We start from the raw sequence: 22557 nt of genomic DNA, 5'->3' as shown, positions 1-22557 counted from the left end.
GCCCGCACCGCCCTGCCCTGTTCTGCACCACCCTTCCTGTCCTGCTCAGCGCCGGCCGGTATCTCGAACAGCATCCGGAAAGCGCTTCACCACCCGCACTTATGACGTGAGAACGGAGAAGCAGTCATGGCCTCAGCCTCAGCCGTGGCCGACAAGCCCAGGGCGCCGGGGCGCCGCGTGGGAGCACCACCCCGCCGGCTCCCGTATCTGCTCATCGCGCCCGCCGGGCTGCTGATGCTGGGCTTCATCGCCTATCCGGTCATCAGCGTCTTCTACTACAGCCTGCAGAACTACAACGTCACCAAGCCGTGGCGCAACGGCTTCGCGGGCCTCGACAACTTCACCCGGATCTTCACCGACGATCCGCAGTTCTGGACCACCCTCGGCTTCAGCGCCCGCTGGGTCGTCGTCCAGGTGAGCCTTCAGCTCGCCCTCGGACTCGTCCTCGCCCTGCTGGTCAACCAGACCTTCGTCGGACGCGGCATCGCCCGCGCGATGGTGTTCTCGCCCTGGGCGGTGTCGGGCGTGCTGACCACCACCATCTGGATGCTGCTCTACAACCCGTCCACCGGCGTCAGCCGCTACCTGGCGGACGCGGGCATCGGCTCGTACGGCACCTCGGTGCTCTCCGACACCGGCACCGTCTTCTGGGCCGCCGTCCTCGCCGAACTCTGGCGCGGTGTCCCCTTCTTCGCGATCCTCATCCTCGCCGACCTCCAGTCCGTCCCGAAGGAGCTGTACGAGGCGGCCTCCGTCGACGGCGCCGGCCGGATGCGGCAGTTCTTCCACATCACGCTGCCGCACCTCAGGGACGCGATCGTGCTGGCCACGCTGTTGCGCGGGGTGTGGGAGTTCAACAACGTCGACCTGCTCTACACCCTCACCGGCGGCGGACCGGCCGGCGTCACCACCACGCTCCCGCTGTACGTCGCCAACACCGGCATCGAGGGTCACGACTTCGGCTACGCCTCCGCGCTGACCACCGTCGCCTTCGTGATCCTCCTCTTCTGCTCGATCCTCTATCTGCGCCTGAGCAAGTTCGGAGGCGACACCAAGTGACCGCAGCACTCGCGGAGAAGGACCCCCGCTCCCCCGCGGCCCCGGACACCGCCACCGACGCCCCCGCGCCGCCGGGCCGCGGCGCGCGCCGCAGGAACCGGCGCGAGCGCGCCTTCGACGACGTACCGCGCTGGCAGATCTACCTGCCGCTCGCCCTCTACCTCCTCTTCACGCTCGTCCCGTTCTACTGGATGCTGCTGTTCGCGGTACGGCCCGCCGGCTCCACCTCGCTGGTGCCGTGGCCGGTCACCTTCGAGCACTTCGAGAAGGTCTGGACCGAGCGCAGCTTCGGGATGTTCTTCCAGAACAGCATGATCGTCGGGGTGGCCACCCTGGTCATGACGACGGGGATCGCGCTGGCCGGCGGCTACGCCCTGGCCCGGTTCGAGTTCCGGATCAAGAGCGGCTTCATGCTGGCGCTGCTGTGCTCGCAGTTCATCCCGGGCGCGCTGATGCTCGTACCGCTCTTCGAGATCTTCAAGAACCTCCAGATGATCAACTCCCTGGGAAGCGTGATCATCGCGGAGACGGTCTTCCAGCTGCCGCTGTCGATCATCCTGATCAGCGGATTCATCAAGAACGTGCCGGTCACGCTGGAGGAGGCCGCCTGGGTGGACGGCTGTTCGCGCTTCCGGGCCTTCTGCGCGGTGGTGCTGCCGCTGCTGCGGCCCGGTCTGATCGCCGTCGGCTCCTTCGCCTTCGTCCACAGCTGGAACCACTTCCTGTTCGCCCTGATGTTCCTGAGCGAGCAGGACAAGCAGACCATTCCGGTCGGCCTCAACACCCTGATAGGAGCGGACAGCGTGGATCTCGGAGCACTGGCCGCGGGCGGTGTCATCGCCGCGGTGCCGGTCGTGATCGTCTTCGCCTTCATCCAGAAGTGGCTGATCACCGGCTTCAGCGCAGGGGCGGTGAAGGGATGAGCACCCTGTCTCCGCCCCCGCCGCTCCCCCTGCCCGTCGTACTCGCCGGCGCACGCGGTCACGGCCGCTGGCACCTGCACAACATCCGCCGCCTCGAAGCGCTGGGCCTGGTCCGGCTCGCCGGGATCTGCGAGCTGAGGCCGCTGGACGCCGAAGAGCTGGACGGTTTCGGTACGCCCGAGCAGTCCGCCGACTTCGGCGGGCTGCTGGACTCCACCGGCGCCCGGCTCGCGGTCGTCTGCACGCCCATCCAGACCCACACCGACCTGGCGCTGGCGGCGGCCCCGCGCGGGGTGCACCTGCTGCTGGAGAAACCGCCCGCGCCGTCGTACGCGGAGTTCGAACGCATGGCGCACGGGGTGCGGGCGGCCGGCACCCGCTGCCAGATCGGCTTCCAGTCCCTGGGCTCGCACGCCCTGCCCGCGATCCGGTCGCTGATCGACCGGGGCGCGATCGGCGAGCTGCTGGGCGTCGGCGCCGCCGGGGCGTGGGTGCGGGACACCGCGTACTTCACCCGGGCCCCGTGGTCGGGGCGCCGCCGGCTGGGCGAGGTCGACGTGGTGGACGGCGCGCTGACCAATCCGCTGGCGCACGCCGTCGCCACCGCCCTCGCGGTGGCCGGGAGTCCGCGGTCCGAGGACGTGGCGGGCATCGAGTCCGAGCTGCTGCGGGCCAACGACATCGAGTCGGACGACACCTCCTGCGTACGGATCACGACGGCGCGCGGGATCCCGGTCACGGTGGCCGCGACGCTCTGCGCCGAGGAACCGGACGAGCCGTACGTCGTCGCCCACGGCGAACTGGGCCGGATCACCTTCTGGTACAAGGAGGACCGCGTACTGGTGCAGCGCGCCGGGCGCGGCCCCGAGGAGTCCGTGTACGGCAGGACCGATCTGCTGGAGAACCTGGTCCGTCATCTGACGGAGGGCGCGCCGCTCCTCGTACCGCCGGAGCTGACCGGCGCCTTCATGCGGGTCGTCGAAGCGATACGGCTCGCTCCCGATCCCCTCGCGCTGCCGGCGTCCGCCTGGCGGACCGCGGCCGGCGAGCGGGCGCCGCGCCGGATCGTCACCGGCGTGGACCGCGTGGTCGCCGCGAGCGCCGAGACCCTGGCCCTCTTCTCCGAGCTGGGCGCGCCCTGGGCGCGCTCCACCGAAGCGAGCACACCATGAACTCGACCCTCGCACTGCGCTGTTCGGGACGTCCCGTCGGCCGCTACACCTACCGGCCCGCACTCGGGGCCCGGCTCGCGCCGCGTCCGTACCTGCACCCCCTGTCGACACTGGGCGGCCTGCCCGTGACCGAGGAGATGCCCGACGACCACGTCCACCACCTGGGGGTGGGGCTCGCCGTGCCGGACGTGGCGGGGCACAACTTCTGGGGCGGGAGCACCTACGTACGCGACCAGGGCCCGACGGAGCTCGACAACCACGGCGTGCAGCTCCACCAGGGGTGGCGGCAACGCGACCCGGACGGCTCCGGCTTCGTGGAGGAGCTGAGCTGGCGTGCCGGTGCGGACGCCGCGGACCGTACGGGCGAGCTGCTGCGCGAGCACCGCACCGTGGCCGCCACCGCGCTGGACGACACCGCCTGGGCGCTGGACCTCACCTTCTCCCTCACCAACACCTCGGGCGGGGACCTGTCCATCGGCAGCCCGGCCACCAACGGCCGGGCGGGCGCGGGGTACGGCGGTTTCTTCTGGCGCGCCCCCCGGCAGGCCGCGGCGCCGACGGCCTTCACCGAGGCCGGGGAGGGCGAGGACGCCGTGCACGGGCGGGCCGCCGACTGGCTGGGCCTGGCGGGCGACGGCTGGACGCTGGTCTTCGCGGGGGCGACGGCGGACACCCGCCGCGACCCGTGGTTCGTACGGACGGCCGAGTACCCGGGCGTCGGGTCGGCGCTCGCCTGGTCGGACCGGCTGCCCGTGCCCGCCGGGGAGACGGTCGTGCGCCGCGTGGTCACGGTCGTGGCCGACGGCCGGCTGGACCGGGACGCCTCGGCGGCCTACGTCCGCAAGGCGGTGGGCGCGTGAGCCGGCCGTGGACCGCCGACCGGGGCGACGGCACGTACCGCAATCCGGTGCTCGCCGGTGACTGGTCCGACCCGGACGTGGTGCGGGTCGGAGACGACTACTACCTCACCGTCTCCAGCTTCGGCCGGGTGCCGGGGCTGCCGCTGCTGCACTCGCGCGACCTCGTCAACTGGACACTGACCGGGTACGCGCTGGAGCCGCCGGCGGAAGAGGAGGGGGAGCCCGCCGGGCCGCGGCACGACGGCGGGGTGTGGGCGCCGTCCCTCCGGCACAGCGGCGGCCGGTTCTGGATCTTCTGGGGCGATCCGGACGTGGGCATCCACCAGATCAACGCGGAGGACATCCGCGGGCCGTGGACCGAGCCGCACCTGGTGAAGGCGGGCAAGGGCCTGATCGACCCGTGCCCGCTGTGGGACGAGGAGAGCGGCCGGGCCTATCTCGTGCACGCCTGGGCCAAGTCGCGGTCGGGGGTGAAGAACCGGCTGACCGGACACCGGATGAGCCCGGACGGGCGCACCCTGCTCGACGAGGGCGAGGTGATCGTCGACGCGGACCTGATCCCCGGCTGGTTCACCCTCGAAGGGCCGAAGCTCTACCGCCACGACGGCTGGTTCTGGATCTTCGCACCGGCCGGCGGCGTGGAGACCGGCTGGCAGGGGGCGCTGCGGTCGCGGGACTTCTTCGGCCCGTACGAGGAGCGGGTCGTCCTGGAGCAGGGCCGTACCGAGGTCAACGGCCCCCACCAGGGCGGCTGGGTGCGCACCGGGGCCGGTGAGGACTGGTTCCTGCACTTCCAGTCGCGCGGGGCGTACGGGCGGGTGGTGCACCTCCAGCCGATGCGCTGGGACGACGCGGGGTGGCCGGTGATGGGGGACGCGGGCGAGCCCGTGTCCGTACACCCGAAGCCGGACCTGCCGCCGCAGCCGGTCGCTGCTCCGGCCACCGACGACAGCTTCCCCGGCGGGCGCTACGGGCGCCAGTGGCAGTGGACGGCCGCCCCGCGGGCGGGGTGGACGGTGCCGCACTCCGGGGACGGGCTGCTGGCCACCTGCCTGCGGACGGCCGACGCCCACGACCTGCGGCTGCTGCCGAACGTCCTGGTGCAGCGGCTGCCCGCGCCCGAGTTCACCGCGACGGTCGGACTGTCCCTCGACAGCACGGAGCCGGGGGCCAGGGCGGGGTTCGCCGTGCTGGGTGACGCGTTCTCCTGGATCGGTCTGGAGCGGGGCCCCGACGGCCGCGTACAGCTGGTGCACCGGTACGCCGAGACGGTCGCCGAGCGCGAACGGGACGCGGAGTACGCCCGGCCGGCGCCCGGGGGGCGGGCGCGGCTGCGGATCGAGGTCTCGGCCGGGGCGCGCTGCCGGTTCGCCGCCGACACCGGGGACGGATTCGTCCCCTCCGGCCAGGTCTTCGCGGCCGTGCCGTGGCGCTGGGTCGGGGCGCAGCTCGCCCTGTTCGCCGCCGCGCCGGCCGGGACGGGCCCCGCCGGCACCGCTCTCTTCAGCGACTTCCGTGTCAACGCCTGAGTACCGCCCCGCATCTCCGAATCTCCGAAGCTCCGAGGAGCCGCAATGACGCACACCGAGAGAGAAGAGCAGCCCATGAGAGTCACCTCCAGCCACCGCCCCCGGGGCCGCGTCACCGCCGCGGTCGCACTGACCGCGGTGCTCGCGCTCACCGCGACCGCCTGCGGGGACGACGGCAGCAGTGCGAGCGGCGACGAGGGCTCGGGCAGGGGCGAGATCACCTTCTGGGACAACAACGGCGGTCCGCGTACCGCCGTCTGGAAGGAGATCATCAAGGACTTCGAAGCGGCGAACAAGGACATCAAGGTCAAGTACGTCCCGATCCCGATCACCGATGTGCAGTCGAAGTACGACACCGCGATAGCGGGCGGCGGCCTGCCCGACGTCGGCGGCGTCGGCACCGCCTACCTCTCCAACATCGTCGCGCAGGAAGCACTGGAGCCGGTCGGGGACCGGATCAAGGAGTCCTCGCTGGACGGCAGGCTGGTGGAGTCGATGGTCGAGGGGGTGCGGACGGCCGGCGGGCGCGGGGACGAGATGTACACCGTGCCGACGTCCGCGAACAACGGCACCCTCTGGTACCGGACCGATCTGTTCGAGAAGGCGAAGCTGGAGGCGCCGACGACGTGGGACGCGTTCTACACGGCGGCCGAGAAACTGACCGACGCCGACAGGAACGCCTTCGGGTACACGATCCGCGGCGGCGCCGGGTCCGTCGCGCAGGCGCTGGACGCGATCTACGGGCAGTCCGGCCTCACCGAGTTCTGGAAGGGTGAGAAGACCACCGTCAACGCCCCGGAGAACGTCGCGGCGCTGGAGAAGTACGTCGGGCTGTACAAGCGGACGACGCCCGAGGCCGACGTCAACAACGACTTCGCCAAGATGGTCGCCCAGTGGGACTCCGGCACCATCGGGATGCTCAGCCACAACCTCGGCTCCTACCAGGACCACGTGAAGGCGCTGGGCGAGGAGAAGTTCGCCGGCATCCCGAACCCGACGGGCCCCGGTGGTGTGCGGGTCCAGGTGTCCAACCCCGTGGACGGGCTCGGTCTGTTCAAGGCGAGCAAGAACAAGGCCGCGGCGTGGAAGTTCATCGAGTTCGCCGCGTCGCACGAGTCGAACAGCAAGTGGAACGAGGCGGCGGGCGCGATCCCGGCGAACACCGAGGCCGCGAAGGACGAGTGGATCAACAAGTCCGAGCCGACGAAGCTCGGCGCGCGGTCCCTCACCGACGGCTCCACCAAGATCGTGCAGCTGCCGTACTACCTGCCCGACTGGAACTCGATCACCAAGGCCGACAACGAGCCCGAGTTCCAGAAGCTCCTGCTCGGCAAGACCACGCCCAAGGCGTTCCTGGACAAGCTCGCCGGTGAGCTGAACGAGGCGCAGGCCGAGTGGGAGGAGCAGAACAAGTGACCCCGCACGCCCACCGCGACACCGACCGCGGCACCCACCGGGCGCGCACGGTCTTCATCGCCGGAGACTCCACCGCCGCCGACAAGCACGCCGCGGCCGCGCCCGAGGCCGGCTGGGGCATGGCGCTCCCCTTCTTCCTGCACGAGCATCTGACCGTCGCCAACCACGCCGTCAACGGCCGCAGTTCGAAGAGTTTCCTCGACGAGGGGCGGCTCGCCCCCGTCCTGGAGGCGGTCCGCCCCGGTGACCTCCTGCTCGTCCAGTTCGGCCACAACGACCAGAAGCACGACGACCCCGTCCGCCTCACCGAGCCGTGGACGAGCTACCAGCGGTATCTGCTCCAGTACGTCACCGGGGCGCGGGCCCGCGGCGCGCGTCCCGTGCTGCTGACCTCCGTGGAGCGCCGGCGGTTCGACGCCGCCGGTACGGCGCTGGCCACGCACGGCGCGTACCCGGAGGCGATGCGGGCGCTCGCGGCCGCGCACGAGGTGCCGCTGCTGGACATCGCGGCGCTCTCGCTCGCGCTGTGGCAGAAGCTCGGCCCCGGGGCGAGCAAGGAGTACTTCCACTGGCTGGAGCCGGGCGAATCCCCCAACTACCCGGACGGCGTCGCCGACGACACCCACTTCCACCCGCGCGGCGCCATCGAGGTGGCCCGGCTGACGGCGCGCGCGCTGGCGGCGGAGGGCGTGCTGGCGCCGGACGAGCTGCGCCGCCTGGACACGGACCTGCCCGACACCTGGCTGACCTGGCACGAGGAGCCGTAATGCGCAGCACACGGAACAGCACACGGAGCAGAGCACGGGCACGCCGTGCGCGTATCGTCTCGCTGGTCGCCGCGGTGGTGACGCCGGGCCTGCTCGTCGCCGTGCCCGGCGCGAGCGCCCACGCCGCGCCGGCCTCACCGGTACGTGACGTCCCCGTCCTCCCCGCGCACGACGGCTGGGCGTCGGCCGACGGCGGCACCACCGGAGGCGCCGGGGCCGATGGGGCGCACACCTACACCGTCACCACCTGGGAGGGGCTCAAGCGCGCGCTGAAGGACGGCGGCGACGCCCCGAAGGTGATCAGGGTCAGAGGCACGCTCGACGGCATGGGCGGCCGAAGCTGCGAGGACTTCGCCACCGGCGGCTACTCCCTGGACGCGTACCTGGCGGCGTACGACCCGAAGACCTGGGGCACCGCGCCGCCCGCCGGGCCGCAGGAGGAGGCCCGCGCCGCCTCCGCCGCCGCACAGGCCCAGCAGGTCAAGGCGTACGTCCCGGCGAACACGACGATCGTCGGCGTGGGCCGCGGCGCGCGGCTGCTCGGCGGGTCCCTCCAGATCAAGGACACCGACAACGTCGTGGTCCGGGGCCTCACCTTCGAGGACGCCTTCGACTGCTTCCCGCAGTGGGACCCGGCGGACGGCGACGCGGGCGCGTGGAACTCCGAGTACGACAACCTCGTCGTGCACGGCTCGACGCACGTCTGGATCGACCACAACACGTTCACCGACGGCCGCCGCCCGGACAGTGAACAGCCGCTCCACTACGGCCAGTTGTTCCAGCAGCACGACGGCGAGCTGGATGTCGTCAGGGGTGCCGACCTGGTCACCGTCTCCTGGAACGTCTTCGCCGACCACGACAAGACCCTGATGATCGGCAACAGCGACAGCGCGGGCGCAACCGACCGGGGCAAGCTGCGGGTCACCCTCCACCACAACCTCTTCCGGAACATCGTCGAGCGCGCGCCGCGCGTGCGGTTCGGGAAGGTCGACGCGTACAACAACCACTTCGCGGTGGCGGCGAAGGGGTACGCGTACTCCTTCGGCATCGGCCTCGAATCCCAGCTGTACGCGGAGAAGAACACCTTCGCGCTGCCGGCGGGGGTGAGCGCGGCGAAGATCCTGAAGAAGTGGAAGGACGCCCCGGTCACGGCCGAGGGCAACCACGTCAACGGCGCACCGGCCGACCTCGTGGCCGCCCACAACGCCGCCAACCCCGGCAACCCGCTCCGCGAGGGCGCGGGCTGGACCCCGGCCCTGCGCACCCGGGTCGACCCGCCGCAGGCCGTCCCGGCCCTGGTCACGCGCCGAGCGGGCGCGCCCCGCACCCACTGATCCACACCCCAGCCTGTCAGGAGCCGCAATGACGCACCCTCACAGCAAGCGATCCAGAACCCGGGTCCTCGGCCTGCTCGTGGCACTGGCCGCGGCCGTGGCCGGACTCCCCGCGACGGCGACGGCGACGGCGACGGCGGCAGCGACAACGGCGGCAACGGCACCTGCTGCCGCGACCGGACCGGCACCGTCCTCGCACCGCGCCTGGTCCGACACCCCGCACGGCTTCGCGTCGCTCGACGGAGGCACCACCGGCGGGCGGGGCGGCAAGGTCGTCACCGTCAGGAACCAGGCCGATCTGGCCAGGTACGCCGGCGCCGAGGAGCCCTACATCATCCGGGTGGCGGGCACGATCAGCGTCGAACCGTTCGGCTCGGACATCGACGTCGCCTCCGACAAGACCATCGTCGGCGTCGGGAACACCGCCGAGCTCGTCCACGGCGAGCTGCACCTGAACCCCGGCACGCACAACGTCATCATCCGCAACCTCACCATCAGGGACTCCTACGTCGAGGGCGACTGGGACGGCAAGACGACGGACTTCGACGCCATCCAGATGGACTCCGTCCACCACGTCTGGATCGACCACAACCGCTTCACGCACATGGGCGACGGACTGCTCGACGTGCGCAAGGACAGCGAGTACATCACCGTCTCGTACAACCGCTTCGACCACCACAACAAGGCGTTCGGGATCGGCTGGACCCCCAACGTCAAGACGCAGATCACCATCGACCACAACTGGTTCGGCGGCACCAAGCAGCGCAACCCGTCCGCCGACAACTGCGCCTACGCCCACCTCTACAACAACTACCTGTCCGCGCAGGTGGCGGACGGCGACCCGGTCTTCTCGTACGGGAACTGGGCGCGCGGCAGGACGAAGATGGTCATCGAGAACAGCTACTACGAGGACGTCCAGCACCCCTACCAGGCCGACGCCACGGCGGAACTGGTCCAGCGCGGGTCGGTCACCGAGAACACCACCGGCCGGCACGACGCCTGGGGCACGGCCTTCGAGCCGCGTGACTTCTACCGGTACCGGCTGGACCCGGCGGCCGCCGTCCCGGCGCTGGTGACGAAGTTCTCCGGGCCGCAGAAGTCGATCGGCACGGACACCGTGCTGCGCCTGAAGGCGGACGGCAGCGGTGACTACCCGACCCTGCAGGCCGCCGTCGACGCGGTCCCGGCCGGCAACGACGGCCGGGTGACCCTGTCCCTGGCCCCGGGTACGTACCGGCAGAAGGTGCGCGTCGGCAAGGAGCGGCACCGCATCACCTTCGCCGGCACCGGCAGGCACCGCGACGACACGCTGATCGTCTTCGACACGCCGTCGGGCGAGGCGAAGCCGGGCGGCGGGACCGTCGGGTCCTGGGGCAGCGCCACCGTCGTCGTCGAGGGTGACGACTTCACCGCGCGCAACCTGACCTTCTCCAACGACTTCGACGAGGCGGCCGTCGAGATCAACGGCGAACAGGCGCTCGCCGTGAAGACCACCGGAGACCGGCTGCTCTTCGAGAACACCGGCTTCCTCGGCAACCAGGACACTCTGATGACCGACACCCCGGTCCTCACCGAGACCGCGCGCGTCTACATCAGGGACGCGTACATCGAGGGCGATGTCGACTTCGTCTACGGACGGGCGACGACCGTCGTCGAGCGGTCCGTCATCAAGGCGCTGAGCCGCGGCTCCGCCACCAACAACGGTTACATCACCGCGGCCAGCACCTGGAAGGGCAACCCGTACGGCTTCCTGATCATCCGCAGCAGGATCGTCAGCGACGCACCGGAGCAGTCCTTCCACCTGGGCCGGCCGTGGCACCCCGGCGGGAACCCCGACGCCGTCGGCCAGGTGCTGATCCGTGAGACGCTGCTGCCCGCGGCGGTCAAGTCCGCGCCGTGGACCGACATGGGCGGGTTCCCGTGGCAGGAGGCCCGGTTCAGCGAGTACCGCAACCACGGCCCCGGCGCGGCGGTCACCCCGCAGCGCCCGCAGATGCCCGCCGGTGAAGCGGCCCGCCACCAGGTCTCCGACTACCTGGCGGGCCAGGACGGCTGGGCGCCGCACCGCACCCGCGCGCGTACCGCCTGAGAGCGCCTGAGAGGGCCGGTGAGAGGGCCTGGGCGGGTCCGGAAACGCCCGGGCCGGCTTCGCGGCACTCGCCGTGAAGCCGGCCCGGGGCCGGTCTGCCGCTCCCGCCGTCAGACGCGGTCGGGCGCCGTCCGGCACAGTCAGGCCAGGCGGATCATGTTCCAGGACAGCGGCTCCAGGACGGTGCTCAACGTGCCGCCTCGGAGCGTCGTTCCCCGGGCCTCGCGCGGGGTGACGCGCTCGGGGTCGGCCAGGGTGTTGCGGGCTTCCGGGTCGGTGTCGGCCAGCACGCTGTGTTCGAGGACCGAGCCCAGCGGCATCCCGTGCAGGGCCACTTCGAGCGGCAGCGGCTCGCTCTGGCTGCGGTTGACGGCGAAGACGGTGACGGTGCCGTCGTCGCCGCGTACCGCCGTGGCGTGCAGCAGGGGCACCTCGCCGTACTTCGGCGTCACGTACGCGGGCGAGTCGATCCGTACGTCGAGCACGCGGCCCCGCCCGTACCGGGACGCCTGCGCGAACGGGAAGAAGGTCGTCTGCTTCCAGGCCGGGCCGCCGGGCTCGGTCATGATCGGCGCGATGACGTTGACGAGCTGGGCGAGGCAGGCGACCGTCACCCGGTCGGCGTGGCGCAGCAGCGCGATCATCAGGGAGCCGAAGACGACGGCGTCGGTGACGGAGTAGTTGTCCTCCAGCAGCCGCGGCGCCTCGGGCCAGTCGAGCGGTTCGGCGTCGGCCTGTTCCTGGAAGCGCCTCATGTACCAGACGTTCCACTCGTCGAAGGAGAGGTTGATCTTCTTCGACGACTTGAGGCGGGCGCCGACGTGGTCGCAGGTGGCGACGACGTTCTCGATGAAGGACTCCATGTCGACGGCGGAGGCGAGGAAGGAGTCCCGGTCGCCGTCCAGCTCCTCGTAGTAGGCGTGCAGCGAGATGTAGTCGACGAGGTCGTACGTCTCGGCCAGTACCGTCGCCTCCCAGGCGGCGAACGTCTCCATGGCCCGGCTGGAGCTGCCGCAGGCGACCAGTTCGACGTCCCGGTCCATCTGCCGCATCGCGCGCGCGGTCTCGGCGGCGAGCCGCCCGTACTCGGCCGCGGTCTTGTGACCGGTCTGCCAGGGGCCGTCCATCTCGTTGCCGAGGCACCACAGCCGGATGCCGAAGGGATCCTTGTCGCCGTGCGCGACGCGGCGCTCGGAGAGGGCGGTGCCGGCCGGGTGGTTGGCGTACTCCTGGAGCTCCAGCGCCTCGGCGACGCCGCGCGTGCCCAGGTTCACGGCCATCATCGGCTCGGCCTGCGGGCCGATCTTCCTCAGGAAGGCGATGTACTCGCTGAGGCCGAAGCGGTTCGTCTCGGTGGAGCGCCAGGCCAGGTCGAGGCGGCGCGGCCGCTCGTCGGCCGGGCCGACGGAGTCCTCCCACCGGTAGCCGGAGACGAAGTTGCCGCCGGGGTAGCGGACGGCGGTGACGCCGAGTTCGCGGACCAGGCCGAGCACGTCGGTACGCAGCCCGGCCTCGTCGGCGGTGGGGTGGCCGGGCTCGTAGATGCCGGTGTATACGCAGCGGCCGAGGTGCTCGACGAACGAGCCGAACAGCCGGGGATCGACGTCGCCGACGGCGAAGGCCGGGTCGAGGGTGAAACGGGCGGCGGCGGGGCCCGGGGAGGGGGTCATGCGTGCGCTTCCTCTCATGGAGGTCATGGGGGTCATGGGGTCACGGGCTCATGGCGGTCATGGGGGTGTCACTGGCCGGCCAGGCCGGTGTGGGCGACGCCGCGCACGATCTGGCGCTGGAAGAGCGCGAAGACGATCAGCAGCGGGAGCCCCGCGATGACGACGGAGGCCATCATCTGGGCGTACCGGAGCCCGTAGCTCGACTGGACGTTGACGAGTCCGACGGGGAGGGTCATGCCGCCCGGGTCGGTGGTCACCAGGAACGGCCAGAGGAAGTTGTTCCAGGTGGAGATGAACGTGAAGATCGCGACGGCCGCGAGGACCGGCCGGGACAGCGGCATGACGATGGTCCAGAAGACCCGCCAGCGCCCGGCGCCGTCGACGAAGGCGGCCTCCTCCAGTTCGCGCGGCACGCCGTCGAAGAACTTCACCAGGATGAACACCATGGCGGGGACGGCGACCTGGGGCAGGATCACGCCCCAGTACGTGTCGACGAGGCCGAGCTGGACCATCTCGGCGAAGAGGGGGGCGATCAGCACCTGCGGCGGCACCATGATTCCGGCGAGCACCAGTGCGTAGAGCGCCTTGCGGCCCCGGAAGTCGGTGCGGGAGAAGCCGTAGGCCGCCATCGCGCACAGGACGACGGTCAGCACGGTCGTCGTCACCGAGATGTAGACGGAGTTGAACAGCCACTGGGTGAGGTCGCCGGACTTCCACACCTGCCGGTAGGCGTCGAAGGTGACGGTCGAGCCGATCCACTCCAGCGGTGTCTTCGTCGTCTCGCCCTCCGGCTTGAGGGAGGTGGCGACGGCCCAGGCGAGCGGCAGCACCCACACCACCACCAGGGCGAGGGCGGCGAGCAGCATCGCGGCGCGGCCCGGGGTCCAGCGGGCCCGGCGGCCCGTGGTGTCGGCCGGGGCGTGGGCGCTCATCGGGCGTTCTCCTCGCGTGTACGCCGGGACAGCCGCAGCTGCACCAGGGAGACGATCAGGATCAGGGCGAAGAAGATGTACGAGACGGCGGAGGCGTAGCCGATCCGGTAACCGGTGAACCCGGCCTGGTAGACGTACTGGAGGATCGGCCGGGTCGAGTCGTCGGGGCCCCCGCCGGTCATGATGTAGACCTGGTCGAAGATCTTCAGGGAGGCGAGCACCTGGAGGACGAGGACCACGCCCGTGGTGCGGCTCAGCAGGGGCAGGGTGATGTGGCGCAGGCGGTGCCACCCCCCGGCGCCGTCGAGTTCGGCGGCCTCGTAGAGGTGTTGCGGGATGGCCTGGAGCGCGGCGAGGTAGAGCAGGAAGTTGAAGCCGACGGTCCACCACACGGTGGTGAGGACGATGGAGAGCATCGCGTAGCGCTCGTCGGTGAGCCAGCCGATGCCCGGGTGCAGCCCGACGGCGGCGAGCGCCTGGTCGGCGAAGCCGAAGTCGGAGGGGAAGATCACCCAGAGGAAGAGCAGGCCGACGACGCCGGAGGGCAGCAGGAACGGCGCGAACCAGCTGAGCCGCCACAGCCACTGGACGATCCGGAGGTGGTGGGAGAGCAGGGCGAGGACCAGTCCGGTGACGACCAGGGGCACGGTGGACAGGACCGTGAACCAGACGGTGTTCCAGAGGGAGGACCAGACGTTCGGGTCCTGGAGGGCTTCGGCGTAGTTGTCGAAGCCGACGAACCCGCCGCCCGTACCGGCGATGTTGTCGCTGCTCATGCTCATGCCGAGGCCGGAGAGCAGCGGCCACACCAGGAAGAGGCCGTAGAAGAGGAGGAAGGGCGCGACGAAGACGAGCCCGTGCTCGCTCCAGTGGCGGCGTACGGCCACGCGCTTGACGGCGGGCCCCGTCGCGGAGGTCCGTGCTCCGGCGGCCGGCGGCACGGTGGCCGGGTGGGTCACGCTCATGCCGCGCCTCCGAAGGGGTTGGGGGTCTCCAGCAGGGTGCGGAGCCTGGCCTTGGCCTCGGCCAGGGCGTTCTCGGGGGTACGCGATCCGGTGAGGACGCCGGAGAGGACGGCGCCGAGTTCGATCCACATCACGGAGGCCGAGCCGGCGAACCAGGCGGGCTCGTCGAGCGCCACGTCGTCCACCACCGACCGGTAGGCGGACTGCGGGGTGAGCTTCAGGTAGTCCGGCTCCTCCAGGGTCGGCAGGTACGCGGGTACGTGGCCGCCCTTGGCCCACTCGACGGTGTTCTTGAGCATCCAGGCGACGAAGGCGTGCGCCGCCTCATTCGTCTTCCCGCCCCGCTCCTTCTGGTGGGGCAGGACGAAGGCGTGGCAGTCGGCCTGGGCGGTGGGGCGGCCGAAGAGGTTCGGTACGCGGGTCATCGAGAACGGCAGCTTGGTGGTGAGGAAGGAGCTGATCTCCCATTCGCCGTTGAGGTAGAAGCCGGTCTTCGCGTTGTTGAAGACGCCGATGGCGCCCGCGTAGTCGACCCGGCGGACGGCGAGGCCCTCCTCGACGAGCATGCGCATGTACTTCAGCGCGGTCAGCGCCTTGGCGTCGTCGACGGCGAGGGACTTCCCGTCGGGCGACAGCACGGCGCCGCCCAGCTGGGAGTAGAAGGTGGAGAAGAGCCGCCAGGGGCCGATGCAGTCGGCGCCGAGCGTCTCGGTGACCAGGGCCGGCTGCCCGGTGACCTTCTTGACGGCGCGCAGCGCGGCGGTGAACTGTTCGGCCCCTTCGATGGGCCGGAGGCTCTTGTCGGCGGCGAGCAGTCCGGCCTTCTCGCAGACCTCGGTGTTGTAGAAGAGCACCATGGGGTGGGTGTCGAGCGGGATCGCGTACTGCTTGCCGTCGACGGCGCCGCGCCGCCAGATGCCTTCGGGGAAGTCGTCCGCGTGGACGCCGTGTTCGGCCAGCAGGTCGAGGTCGAACGGGTCGAGCAGCCTGCCGGGACCGAAGCCGGCGAGGCGGGCGAGGTGGAGCGCGGCGACTTCGGGGGCCCGGCCGCCCGCGCCCGCCATGCCGAGTTTGGTGTAGTAGGGGGCGCCCCACTGGAGGGTGGCGGATTCCAGGGCGATGTCCGGGTGCCCGGCCCGGAAGGCGTCGAGCATCACCTGCATGTTGACACCGTCGCCGCCGCCGAAGAGGTGCCAGTAACGGAGCCTGGTCTTTCCGTCGGCGGCCGCCTGTGGTGCGGCGCATCCTGCCGCGCCTGCCGCGAGAGTGCCGGCCGCGGTCAGCCCGCCTATCCCGGCAAGCACATTCCTGCGGCTCAGGAAAGGTCGTGCCATCCCCACCCCTAGTGTTCGGTATTTCGAATAGCGCTCGTAACTTCGAACGGGACCGTAGATTCAAATCCTCGCGCGCGTCAATGAATCGCACGTATTTTCTTCAAATCTCCGGACGCCGTTCGAAGTTACGAACAACCGAACACCGGCCGCGCGCCGGTGCCACCTCCTGCACCCCTCGGCGCCGGCGGCCACGGTGGCCTGGCAGCCCGACGGCCGGTCCGACGGCGCCGGGCTCGCCGTCGAGCTGCCCGCGGCCCCGGCCTGCCTGCTGGTGCGCCTCACGGTCCGGGAGCGTGCCCCGTACGCCGAGTGAGCGTACGAGCAGGGCCCAGCGCGGTACGTGACAAGCTTTGCGGGCTCGGCCGATCAGGGCTGACGCTTTCCGCCGAGGCCCCCGGCCGATCGGGCCGGGACGGGGCCGGGGCCGGAGCGGAACCCCGCACCGACCCCCGCGCCCGTCGACCCGTTCACCCGTTCAGAAGAAGACGCCGCAGCGCAGCAGTACGTTCGCGTACGGCCGCGCCTCCCCGGTCCGTACGATCAGCCGGGCCCCCGCCGACAGCGCCTTGAGTTCGTCGTGCGGGACCAGGGTGAGGTCCGGCAGACAGCCCTCCAGCAGCCGCGCCGCCGCCGGGTTCGCCTCCCGTACCTCGTGCGCGGCCGTCGCGCTCTCGATCACCAGCTCGGCCAGCAGCCCTTCCAGTACGTCGGCGAAGGACGGTGTGCCGGCCCGGAAGGCCAGGTCGACGACGTGCGGACCGGCCGGGACGGGCAGGCCCGCGTCGCAGACGAGGACCGCGTCGCCGTGGCCCAGTTCGGCCAGCGCTCCCGCCAGACGGCGGTTCAGAATGCCGGCCTTCTTCACAGCGCGGAGACCTCCTCGGCGGTCGGGAAGGACGCCTGCGCGCCTTCCCTGGTGACGGCGGCGGCGCCCACCCGTACCGCGAAGGCCGCGGCCGTGGCGAGGTCCTCGCCCAGGCTGAGCCGCCAGGCCAGGGCCGCGGTGAACGCGTCGCCGGCGCCGGTGGTGTCGACGGCGTCGACCCGGGGGCTCGGGACCCGTACGGCGGAAGCGCCCGTACCGCCCTCGGCGACCAGCGCGCCCTCCGCGCCCAGCGTGACGACCACCGACCGCGGGCCGAGCGCGAGCAGCGCCCGCGCCCAGTCCTCGGGGCCGTGCCCCGCCGCGTCACCGAGCACGAACCTGGCCTCGTGCTCGTTGACGACCAGCGGATCGCAGGCGGCGAGCACGTCCGGGGGCAGCGGCGCGGGCGGCGACGGGTTCAGTACGAACCGGGCGCCGGCCGCCCGCGCACGCACCACCTCGGCCACGGTCTCCAGGGGGATCTCCAGCTGCGCCGAGACGACCCCGGCCCCGGCGAGGAGGTCCCCGGCGGCGCGGACGTCCTCGGGGGTCAGCCGGGCGTTGGCGCCGGGCGAGACGACGATGCTGTTGTCGCCCGAGGGGTCCACGGTGATCAGCGCGACCCCGGTGGGCGCCCCGCCGACCAGGACGCCACCGGTGTCCACACCGGCCGCGCGCTGCGATTCCAGCAGCAGCCGCCCGTGGGCGTCGTCACCGACCCGGGCGAGCAGCGCGGTCCTGGCGCCGAGGCGGGCGGCGGCGACGGCCTGGTTGGCGCCCTTGCCGCCGGGGTGGACGGCCAGGTCGGAGCCGAGCACGGTCTCGCCGGGCGCGGGGCGGCGCTCGACGCCGATCACCAGGTCGGCGTTGGCCGACCCCACGACCAGCAGGTCGTAGTCGTTCATGCTTTCCTGCTTTCGCTGTTCGTCGCGCTCACGATCGCGGTCGACGTCACCGTCACCGTCACCGTCATGAGAAGTCGGCGACGTTCTTCTCCGTCACGACCTTGACCGGCACCTTGACCATGCTGTCGATCTTCTTGCCCCGCGCGGCCTCGACCGCGTTCCGGACGGCGATCTTCCCGAGTTCCCTGGGCTGCTGGGCCACGGAAGCGTAGAGCGTGCCGGCCCCGACCGCCTTGAGGCCGTCCGGCGTCCCGTCGAATCCGACGACCTCCACGGACGTGCCCGCCCTGCCGCCGAGCGCCTTGGCCGCGCCGAGCGCCATCTCGTCGTTCTCGGCGAAGACGCCGGTGATCTTGGGGTGGGACTGGAGCAGGTTGGTCATGACGTCCAGGCCCTTGGTGCGGTCGAAGTCGGCCGGCTGGGTGGCGACCACCTTGATTCCCGGGTACGCCTGGAGCCCCTCGGCGAAGCCCTTGCCGCGCTCGCGGCTGGCGGAGGTGCCCGCCGTACCCTGGAGGACGACGATCTCGCCCTTGCCGCCGAGCTTCTCGGCCAGCGCCTTCGCCGCGAGCCTGCCGCCCGCGACGTTGTCGGAGGCGACGAGCGTGGCGGTGTCCGCCTTGTTGACGCCCCGGTCGGCGGCGACCACCGGGATGCCGGCCGTGTTGGCCGCCCGCACGGCGGGGCCCGCCGCGTCGGAGTCGACCGGATTGACGATGATCGACTTCACGCCCTCGCCGGTGAAGTTCTGGAGCTGGTTGGCCTGCTGGGAGGCGTCGTTCTGCGCGTCCGTCACCGTGAGGTCGATGCCCGCCTTCCTGGCCTCCGCCTGCGCGCCCTCCTTCATCTGTACGAAGAAGGGGTTGTTGAGGGTGGAGAGCGACATGCTGACCCTGGTGGCCGTACCGGTGGAGCCGGAGCTGAAGAACGACACGGCGCCGACGACGGCGGCCACGCACACGGCGGCGACCGCGAGTTGCGCCGCGCCCTTGCGGCCGGACCCGGACGCACCGGCCCCGGACGAGGCCGCGGGGGCCGCAGACCCGCCGCCGGCCCGGCGCCGCAGCGTGTCCAGCAGGACCGCGAGCGCGATCACGACACCGATGACGACCTGCTGCCAGAAGGCCGAGACGGACAGCAGGTTGAGCCCGTTGCGGAGCACGGCGAGTATGAGCGCGCCGATCAGCGTGCCGGACGCCTTGCCGACGCCGCCCGCCAGGCTGGCGCCGCCGATGACGACCGCGGCGATCGCGTCGAGTTCGTACCCCTGCGCGGCCTGCGGCTGCGCGGAGACCAGGCGGGAGGCGAGGACGATGCCCGCGACGGCGGCGAAGAGGCCGGACAGGGCGTAGATGACGAGCTTCTGCCGCTTGACGCGCAGTCCGGAGAGCCGGGCCGCTTCCTCGTTGCCGCCGATCGCGTACATCGAGCGTCCGATGTACGTACGGCCGAGGACGAGCGCGGTGACGAGCCCCATCACGACCATCACGAGGACCGGGACCGGCAGCCAGCCGCCGAGCGTGTCGCCCAGCACCGACACCGACTCGGGGAAGGCGATCGGGCTGCCCTGCGAGATGACCAGGGACAGTCCGCGGCCGATCGAGAGCATGGCCAGCGTGGCGATGAACGGCGGGAGTTTGCCGTACGAGACGAGGGCGCCGTTGACGAGGCCGCAGGCGATGCCCGTGGCGACGGCGAGGATCACCGCGATCCACACCGGGACGCCCTCGGACGTGGCCGTCCAGGCGAGCACGGTCGCCGAGAGCGCCGCCACCGACCCGACGGACAGGTCGATGCCCGCCGAGACGATGACGAAGGTGACGCCGAACGCGAGGATCGCGGTGACGGCGGCCTGCACCCCCACGTTGAGGAGGTTCTGGGTGGTGAGGAAGTCGCCGGAGAGCAGCGACATCGCCGCCACCAGGACCACCAGGGCGCTCAGCGCGCCGTTGTCGAGCAGGACGCGGCGGACCGTACTCGCGGCGCTCGCGCCCGTGTCGCTCTTGAGCGTGTCAGTGGCCACGGGGGCCCTCCACTTCGTTCTTCGCTGCGTTCGGGTTCGGGGCGCCGGCCGCCGGGGCGCTGACGGCGAGCGCCATCACCGCGTCCTGGGTCGCTTCGTGCGCCGGGAGTTCACCGGCGATCCGGCCCTGGGCCATGACCAGCACCCGGTCGCTCATGCCGAGGACCTCGGGCAGGTCGCTGGAGACCATCAGGACGGCGTGCCCGGAGGCGGTCAGTTCGTTGATCAGCTGGTAGATCTCGACCTTGGCGCCGACGTCGATGCCACGGGTCGGCTCGTCGAGGATCAGCACCTTCGTGTCGGCGAGCAGCCACTTCCCGATGACGACCTTCTGCTGGTTGCCGCCGGAGAGGGTACGGACGTGCTGGCCTAGGCCCGCCATCCGTACGCCGAGCTGTCCGGCGATCCGGGCGGCGGCCGCGCGCTGCCCCTTGAGGTCCACGAGGCCGGCGCGGGTGGCCGAACGCAGCGTGACCAGGCCGAGGTTCTCCTCCACGGAGGCGTCGAGCACCAGGCCCTGGCCCTTGCGGTCCTCGGGCACGAGCCCGATCCCGGCGCCCATGGCGGCGTTCACGTCGCCCCCGGCCAGCCGCTCGCCACGTACCTCGACGCTCCCGGCGTCGTAGGGGTCGGCGCCGAAGACGGCGCGTACGACCTCGGTGCGTCCGGCGCCGACGAGCCCGGCGAGTCCGACGACCTCGCCGGCGCGCACGTCGAAGCCGACGTCGTGGAACACGCCGTCGCGGGTCAGCCCGCGCACGGAGAGCAGCGGCTCCCCCGTCTCCGGGCGTTCGCGCGGGTACTGCTGCTCGATGCTGCGCCCGACCATCAGCCGTACGAGTTCGTCCTCGGGCGTGGAGGCGGGCACCTGGTCGACGCTGCGGCCGTCGCGCAGGACGGTGACGCGGTCGCCGAGGGCCGCGATCTCCTCCAGGTGGTGCGTGATGAAGACGACGCCCACCCCGTCCTCGCGCAGCTGCCGCACGATCCGGAAGAGCCTGTCCACTTCCTCACTGGTCAGTACGGCGGTCGGCTCGTCCATGATCAGGACGCGCGCGTCCAGGCTCAGGGCCTTGGCGATCTCCACCATCTGGAGCCGGGCGATGCCCAGTTCGCGCACCTTGGCCTGCGGCGCGACCCGCACGCCGACCCGCTTCAGCAGCTCCTCCGCGTCGGCCTCCATCCGCCTGCGGTCGATCATTCCGAAGCGCCGGGGCTGGCGGCCGAGGAAGATGTTCTCGGCGACGGTGAGCTCGGGCACCAGGTTGAACTCCTGGTGGATGGTGGCGATGCCGAGCCGCTCGGCGTCCTGCGCCCCGTGGATACGGACCTCCCGCCCGTCGACCAGGATCCGCCCGCTGTCGGGGCGGTAGGCGCCGGACAGCATCTTGATCAGCGTGCTCTTGCCCGCCCCGTTCTCGCCGAGCAGGACGTGCACTTCGCCGCGCCGCAGGTCGAAGTCGACGGAGTCGAGCGCGACCACGCCGGGGAAGGTCTTGCGTATGCCTTCGATGCGCAGCAACTCGCCCGGGCCGCTCACAGGTTGCTCCTCTGGCTCTGGTACGGAGAATGCGAAGAAGGCCCCTCGCCGCAGGACCGGCGTACGACGAGCCGGGCGGGAAGCGTGACGGACTGCGGCGGCCGGCCCTCGATGAGGTCGACCAGGGCCCGTACGGCGGCCCGGCCCAGCTCGCCGGTCGGCTGGGCGATCGCCGTGAGCGGCGGATCGGTGTGGACGAACCACGGGATGTCGTCGAAGGCGGCGAGCCCGATGTCCTGCGGGACCCGCAGGCCGCGCTCGCGGATCGCGTCCAGCGCGCCGAGCGCCATCAGGTTGTCGGCGGCGAAGACGACGTCGGGCGGCTCGGGCAGGGAGAGGAAGCGCACGGTGGCGCGCCGTCCACTGGCCGCCTGGAAGTCGCCCTGGCCGATGTAGGCGTCGGGCAGCGGCAGCCCGTGCTCGCGCAGCGCCTCCCGGAACGCCTCGACGCGCTCGCTGCCGGTGGTGGTGGCCGCCGGTCCGGCGATGATCGCGAGCCTGCGGTGGCCGAGGCGGTGGAGGTGGCCGACGAGGTCGCGTACGGCGGGGCAGCCGTCGGCGCGCACGACGGGCACGTCCACACCCGGAATCCAGCGGTCGACGAAGACCATGGGGGTGCCGCCGCGCGCGGCGTCGAGTATCTGCGGGGAACCGCCGTCGGTGGGCGACACGAGGAGCCCGTCGATGCGGCGGTCGAGGAGCGTACGGACGTGGTGGTCCTGCAACTCGGGCCGCTCGTCGGCGTTCCCGATGATGACGCTGTAGCCGAGCGCGCGCGCCGCCTCCTCGACGGAGCGGGCGAGCGCGGTGAAGTACGGGTTGAGCACGTCGCTGATGACGAGCCCGAGGGTGCGCGTCTGGTCGGTACGCAGCGACCGGGCCACGGCGTTGGGCCGGTAGCCGAGCGCGTCGACGGCGGCGAGGACGCGGGTCCGCGCGTCGGGACTGACGGACGGATGGCTGTTGAGGACGCGCGAGACCGTGGCGACGGACACTCCCGCCTCGGCCGCGACGTCTTTGATGCTCGCCACTGCCGGACCACCTCCTTGTGGTTGCGGTGAACCCCGGTTCCGGGGGCCGCGGACAGGGCCCGCCCCTCGTGGAATCGATTACACGCCTGATTGGAAACGATTACACGCACCGGAAGCAATACCTCCACCCCACAGCGAGACCG

The 22557-nt window shown here is 71.5% G+C and carries 18 protein-coding genes; 9 read left to right on the top strand and 9 right to left on the bottom strand.

The genetic code is table 11. The annotated features are described in order from the left end of the window. Positions 1–126 precede the first annotated feature (126 nt). The 9 genes from ABD374_RS27860 (at position 127) to ABD374_RS27820 (ending at position 11149) form a co-directional block, all read left to right on the top strand. Positions 127–1059 (top strand): carbohydrate ABC transporter permease, encoded by a 933-nt coding sequence (locus tag ABD374_RS27860; protein WP_344498696.1) that lies wholly within the window; start codon positions 127–129, stop codon positions 1057–1059. After that, positions 1056–1982, top strand: coding sequence for a carbohydrate ABC transporter permease (locus ABD374_RS27855; protein ID WP_344498694.1), 927 nt, complete (start codon positions 1056–1058; stop codon positions 1980–1982). The genes ABD374_RS27860 and ABD374_RS27855 overlap by 4 nt, the downstream gene beginning before the upstream one ends. Beyond that, positions 1979–3154 carry a Gfo/Idh/MocA family protein gene (locus ABD374_RS27850; RefSeq protein ID WP_344498692.1) on the top strand — a complete coding sequence of 392 codons (1176 nt, stop codon included), beginning with the start codon at positions 1979–1981 and terminating at the stop codon, positions 3152–3154. The genes ABD374_RS27855 and ABD374_RS27850 overlap by 4 nt, the downstream gene beginning before the upstream one ends. Beyond that, a complete protein-coding gene (locus tag ABD374_RS27845) occupies positions 3151–4014 on the top strand; it encodes a DUF6807 domain-containing protein (protein ID WP_344498690.1) in 864 nt (287 codons plus the stop codon). Before ABD374_RS27850 ends, ABD374_RS27845 begins: the two co-directional genes overlap by 4 nt. Beyond that, entirely contained in the window at positions 4011–5543 is a 1533-nt protein-coding gene (locus ABD374_RS27840; RefSeq protein ID WP_344498688.1) for a glycoside hydrolase family 43 protein, read from the top strand. The genes ABD374_RS27845 and ABD374_RS27840 overlap by 4 nt, the downstream gene beginning before the upstream one ends. 75 nt (positions 5544–5618) lie before the next feature. Beyond that, complete coding sequence (locus tag ABD374_RS27835) at positions 5619–6959, top strand: ABC transporter substrate-binding protein (protein WP_344498686.1); 1341 nt, start codon at positions 5619–5621, stop codon at positions 6957–6959. Further along, entirely contained in the window at positions 6956–7726 is a 771-nt protein-coding gene (locus ABD374_RS27830; protein ID WP_344498684.1) for a rhamnogalacturonan acetylesterase, read from the top strand. Before ABD374_RS27835 ends, ABD374_RS27830 begins: the two co-directional genes overlap by 4 nt. Next, positions 7726–9060, top strand: coding sequence for a pectate lyase family protein (locus tag ABD374_RS27825; RefSeq protein WP_344498682.1), 1335 nt, complete (start codon positions 7726–7728; stop codon positions 9058–9060). The genes ABD374_RS27830 and ABD374_RS27825 overlap by 1 nt, the downstream gene beginning before the upstream one ends. 28 nt (positions 9061–9088) lie before the next feature. Then, positions 9089–11149 carry a pectinesterase family protein gene (locus ABD374_RS27820; protein ID WP_344498681.1) on the top strand — a complete coding sequence of 687 codons (2061 nt, stop codon included), beginning with the start codon at positions 9089–9091 and terminating at the stop codon, positions 11147–11149. Positions 11150–11289: 140 nt separating this feature from the next. Here the strand turns inward: ABD374_RS27820 and arfA are convergent, their stop codons facing one another. The 9 genes from arfA to ABD374_RS27775 form a co-directional block, all read right to left on the bottom strand. Further along, positions 11290–12819: an arabinosylfuranosidase ArfA gene (arfA, locus tag ABD374_RS27815; protein WP_344498679.1), complete on the bottom strand. Its 1530-nt coding sequence runs from the start codon at positions 12817–12819 to the stop codon at positions 11290–11292. A gap of 68 nt (positions 12820–12887) precedes the next feature. Next, positions 12888–13751, bottom strand: coding sequence for a carbohydrate ABC transporter permease (locus ABD374_RS27810; protein ID WP_344498677.1), 864 nt, complete (start codon positions 13749–13751; stop codon positions 12888–12890). Continuing rightward, positions 13748–14716 carry a carbohydrate ABC transporter permease gene (locus ABD374_RS27805; protein ID WP_344498675.1) on the bottom strand — a complete coding sequence of 323 codons (969 nt, stop codon included), beginning with the start codon at positions 14714–14716 and terminating at the stop codon, positions 13748–13750. The genes ABD374_RS27810 and ABD374_RS27805 overlap by 4 nt, the downstream gene beginning before the upstream one ends. After that, positions 14713–16050 carry an extracellular solute-binding protein gene (locus ABD374_RS27800; RefSeq protein WP_344498673.1) on the bottom strand — a complete coding sequence of 446 codons (1338 nt, stop codon included), beginning with the start codon at positions 16048–16050 and terminating at the stop codon, positions 14713–14715. Before ABD374_RS27800 ends, ABD374_RS27805 begins: the two co-directional genes overlap by 4 nt. Before the next feature lie 475 nt (positions 16051–16525). Next, complete coding sequence (rbsD, locus tag ABD374_RS27795) at positions 16526–16915, bottom strand: D-ribose pyranase (protein ID WP_344498671.1); 390 nt, start codon at positions 16913–16915, stop codon at positions 16526–16528. Next, entirely contained in the window at positions 16912–17820 is a 909-nt protein-coding gene (locus tag ABD374_RS27790) for a ribokinase (protein ID WP_344498669.1), read from the bottom strand. Before ABD374_RS27790 ends, rbsD begins: the two co-directional genes overlap by 4 nt. Before the next feature lie 64 nt (positions 17821–17884). Next, a complete protein-coding gene (locus ABD374_RS27785) occupies positions 17885–19843 on the bottom strand; it encodes an ABC transporter permease/substrate-binding protein (protein ID WP_344498667.1) in 1959 nt (652 codons plus the stop codon). Beyond that, a complete protein-coding gene (locus ABD374_RS27780) occupies positions 19833–21383 on the bottom strand; it encodes a sugar ABC transporter ATP-binding protein (protein WP_344498665.1) in 1551 nt (516 codons plus the stop codon). The genes ABD374_RS27785 and ABD374_RS27780 overlap by 11 nt, the downstream gene beginning before the upstream one ends. Beyond that, positions 21380–22414, bottom strand: a complete 1035-nt coding sequence (locus ABD374_RS27775) for a LacI family DNA-binding transcriptional regulator (protein WP_344498663.1) — start codon at positions 22412–22414, stop codon at positions 21380–21382. Before ABD374_RS27775 ends, ABD374_RS27780 begins: the two co-directional genes overlap by 4 nt. Positions 22415–22557 lie beyond the last annotated feature (143 nt).

The sequence above is a fragment of the Streptomyces enissocaesilis genome, from assembly GCF_039533765.1.
Taxonomy (GTDB): Bacteria; Actinomycetota; Actinomycetes; order Streptomycetales; family Streptomycetaceae; genus Streptomyces; species Streptomyces enissocaesilis.
The sequence above is the reverse complement of the archived record's forward strand: the minus strand, read 5'-3'. Positions and strand labels throughout refer to the sequence as shown.

Bases quoted from the DNA above. Each gene is read 5' to 3' on its own strand.
- ABD374_RS27790 (WP_344498669.1), bottom strand. From the start codon at position 17,820: ATGAACGACTACGACCTGCTGGTCGTGGGGTCGGCCAACGCCGACCTG.
- ABD374_RS27845 (WP_344498690.1), top strand. From the start codon at position 3,151: ATGAACTCGACCCTCGCACTGCGCTGTTCGGGACGTCCCGTCGGCCGC.
- ABD374_RS27860 (WP_344498696.1), top strand. From the start codon at position 127: ATGGCCTCAGCCTCAGCCGTGGCCGACAAGCCCAGGGCGCCGGGGCGC.
- ABD374_RS27800 (WP_344498673.1), bottom strand. From the start codon at position 16,050: ATGGCACGACCTTTCCTGAGCCGCAGGAATGTGCTTGCCGGGATAGGC.
- arfA (WP_344498679.1), bottom strand. From the start codon at position 12,819: ATGACCCCCTCCCCGGGCCCCGCCGCCGCCCGTTTCACCCTCGACCCG.
- ABD374_RS27835 (WP_344498686.1), top strand. From the start codon at position 5,619: ATGAGAGTCACCTCCAGCCACCGCCCCCGGGGCCGCGTCACCGCCGCG.
- ABD374_RS27850 (WP_344498692.1), top strand. From the start codon at position 1,979: ATGAGCACCCTGTCTCCGCCCCCGCCGCTCCCCCTGCCCGTCGTACTC.
- ABD374_RS27810 (WP_344498677.1), bottom strand. From the start codon at position 13,751: ATGAGCGCCCACGCCCCGGCCGACACCACGGGCCGCCGGGCCCGCTGG.
- ABD374_RS27820 (WP_344498681.1), top strand. From the start codon at position 9,089: ATGACGCACCCTCACAGCAAGCGATCCAGAACCCGGGTCCTCGGCCTG.
- ABD374_RS27805 (WP_344498675.1), bottom strand. From the start codon at position 14,716: ATGAGCGTGACCCACCCGGCCACCGTGCCGCCGGCCGCCGGAGCACGG.
- ABD374_RS27825 (WP_344498682.1), top strand. From the start codon at position 7,726: ATGCGCAGCACACGGAACAGCACACGGAGCAGAGCACGGGCACGCCGT.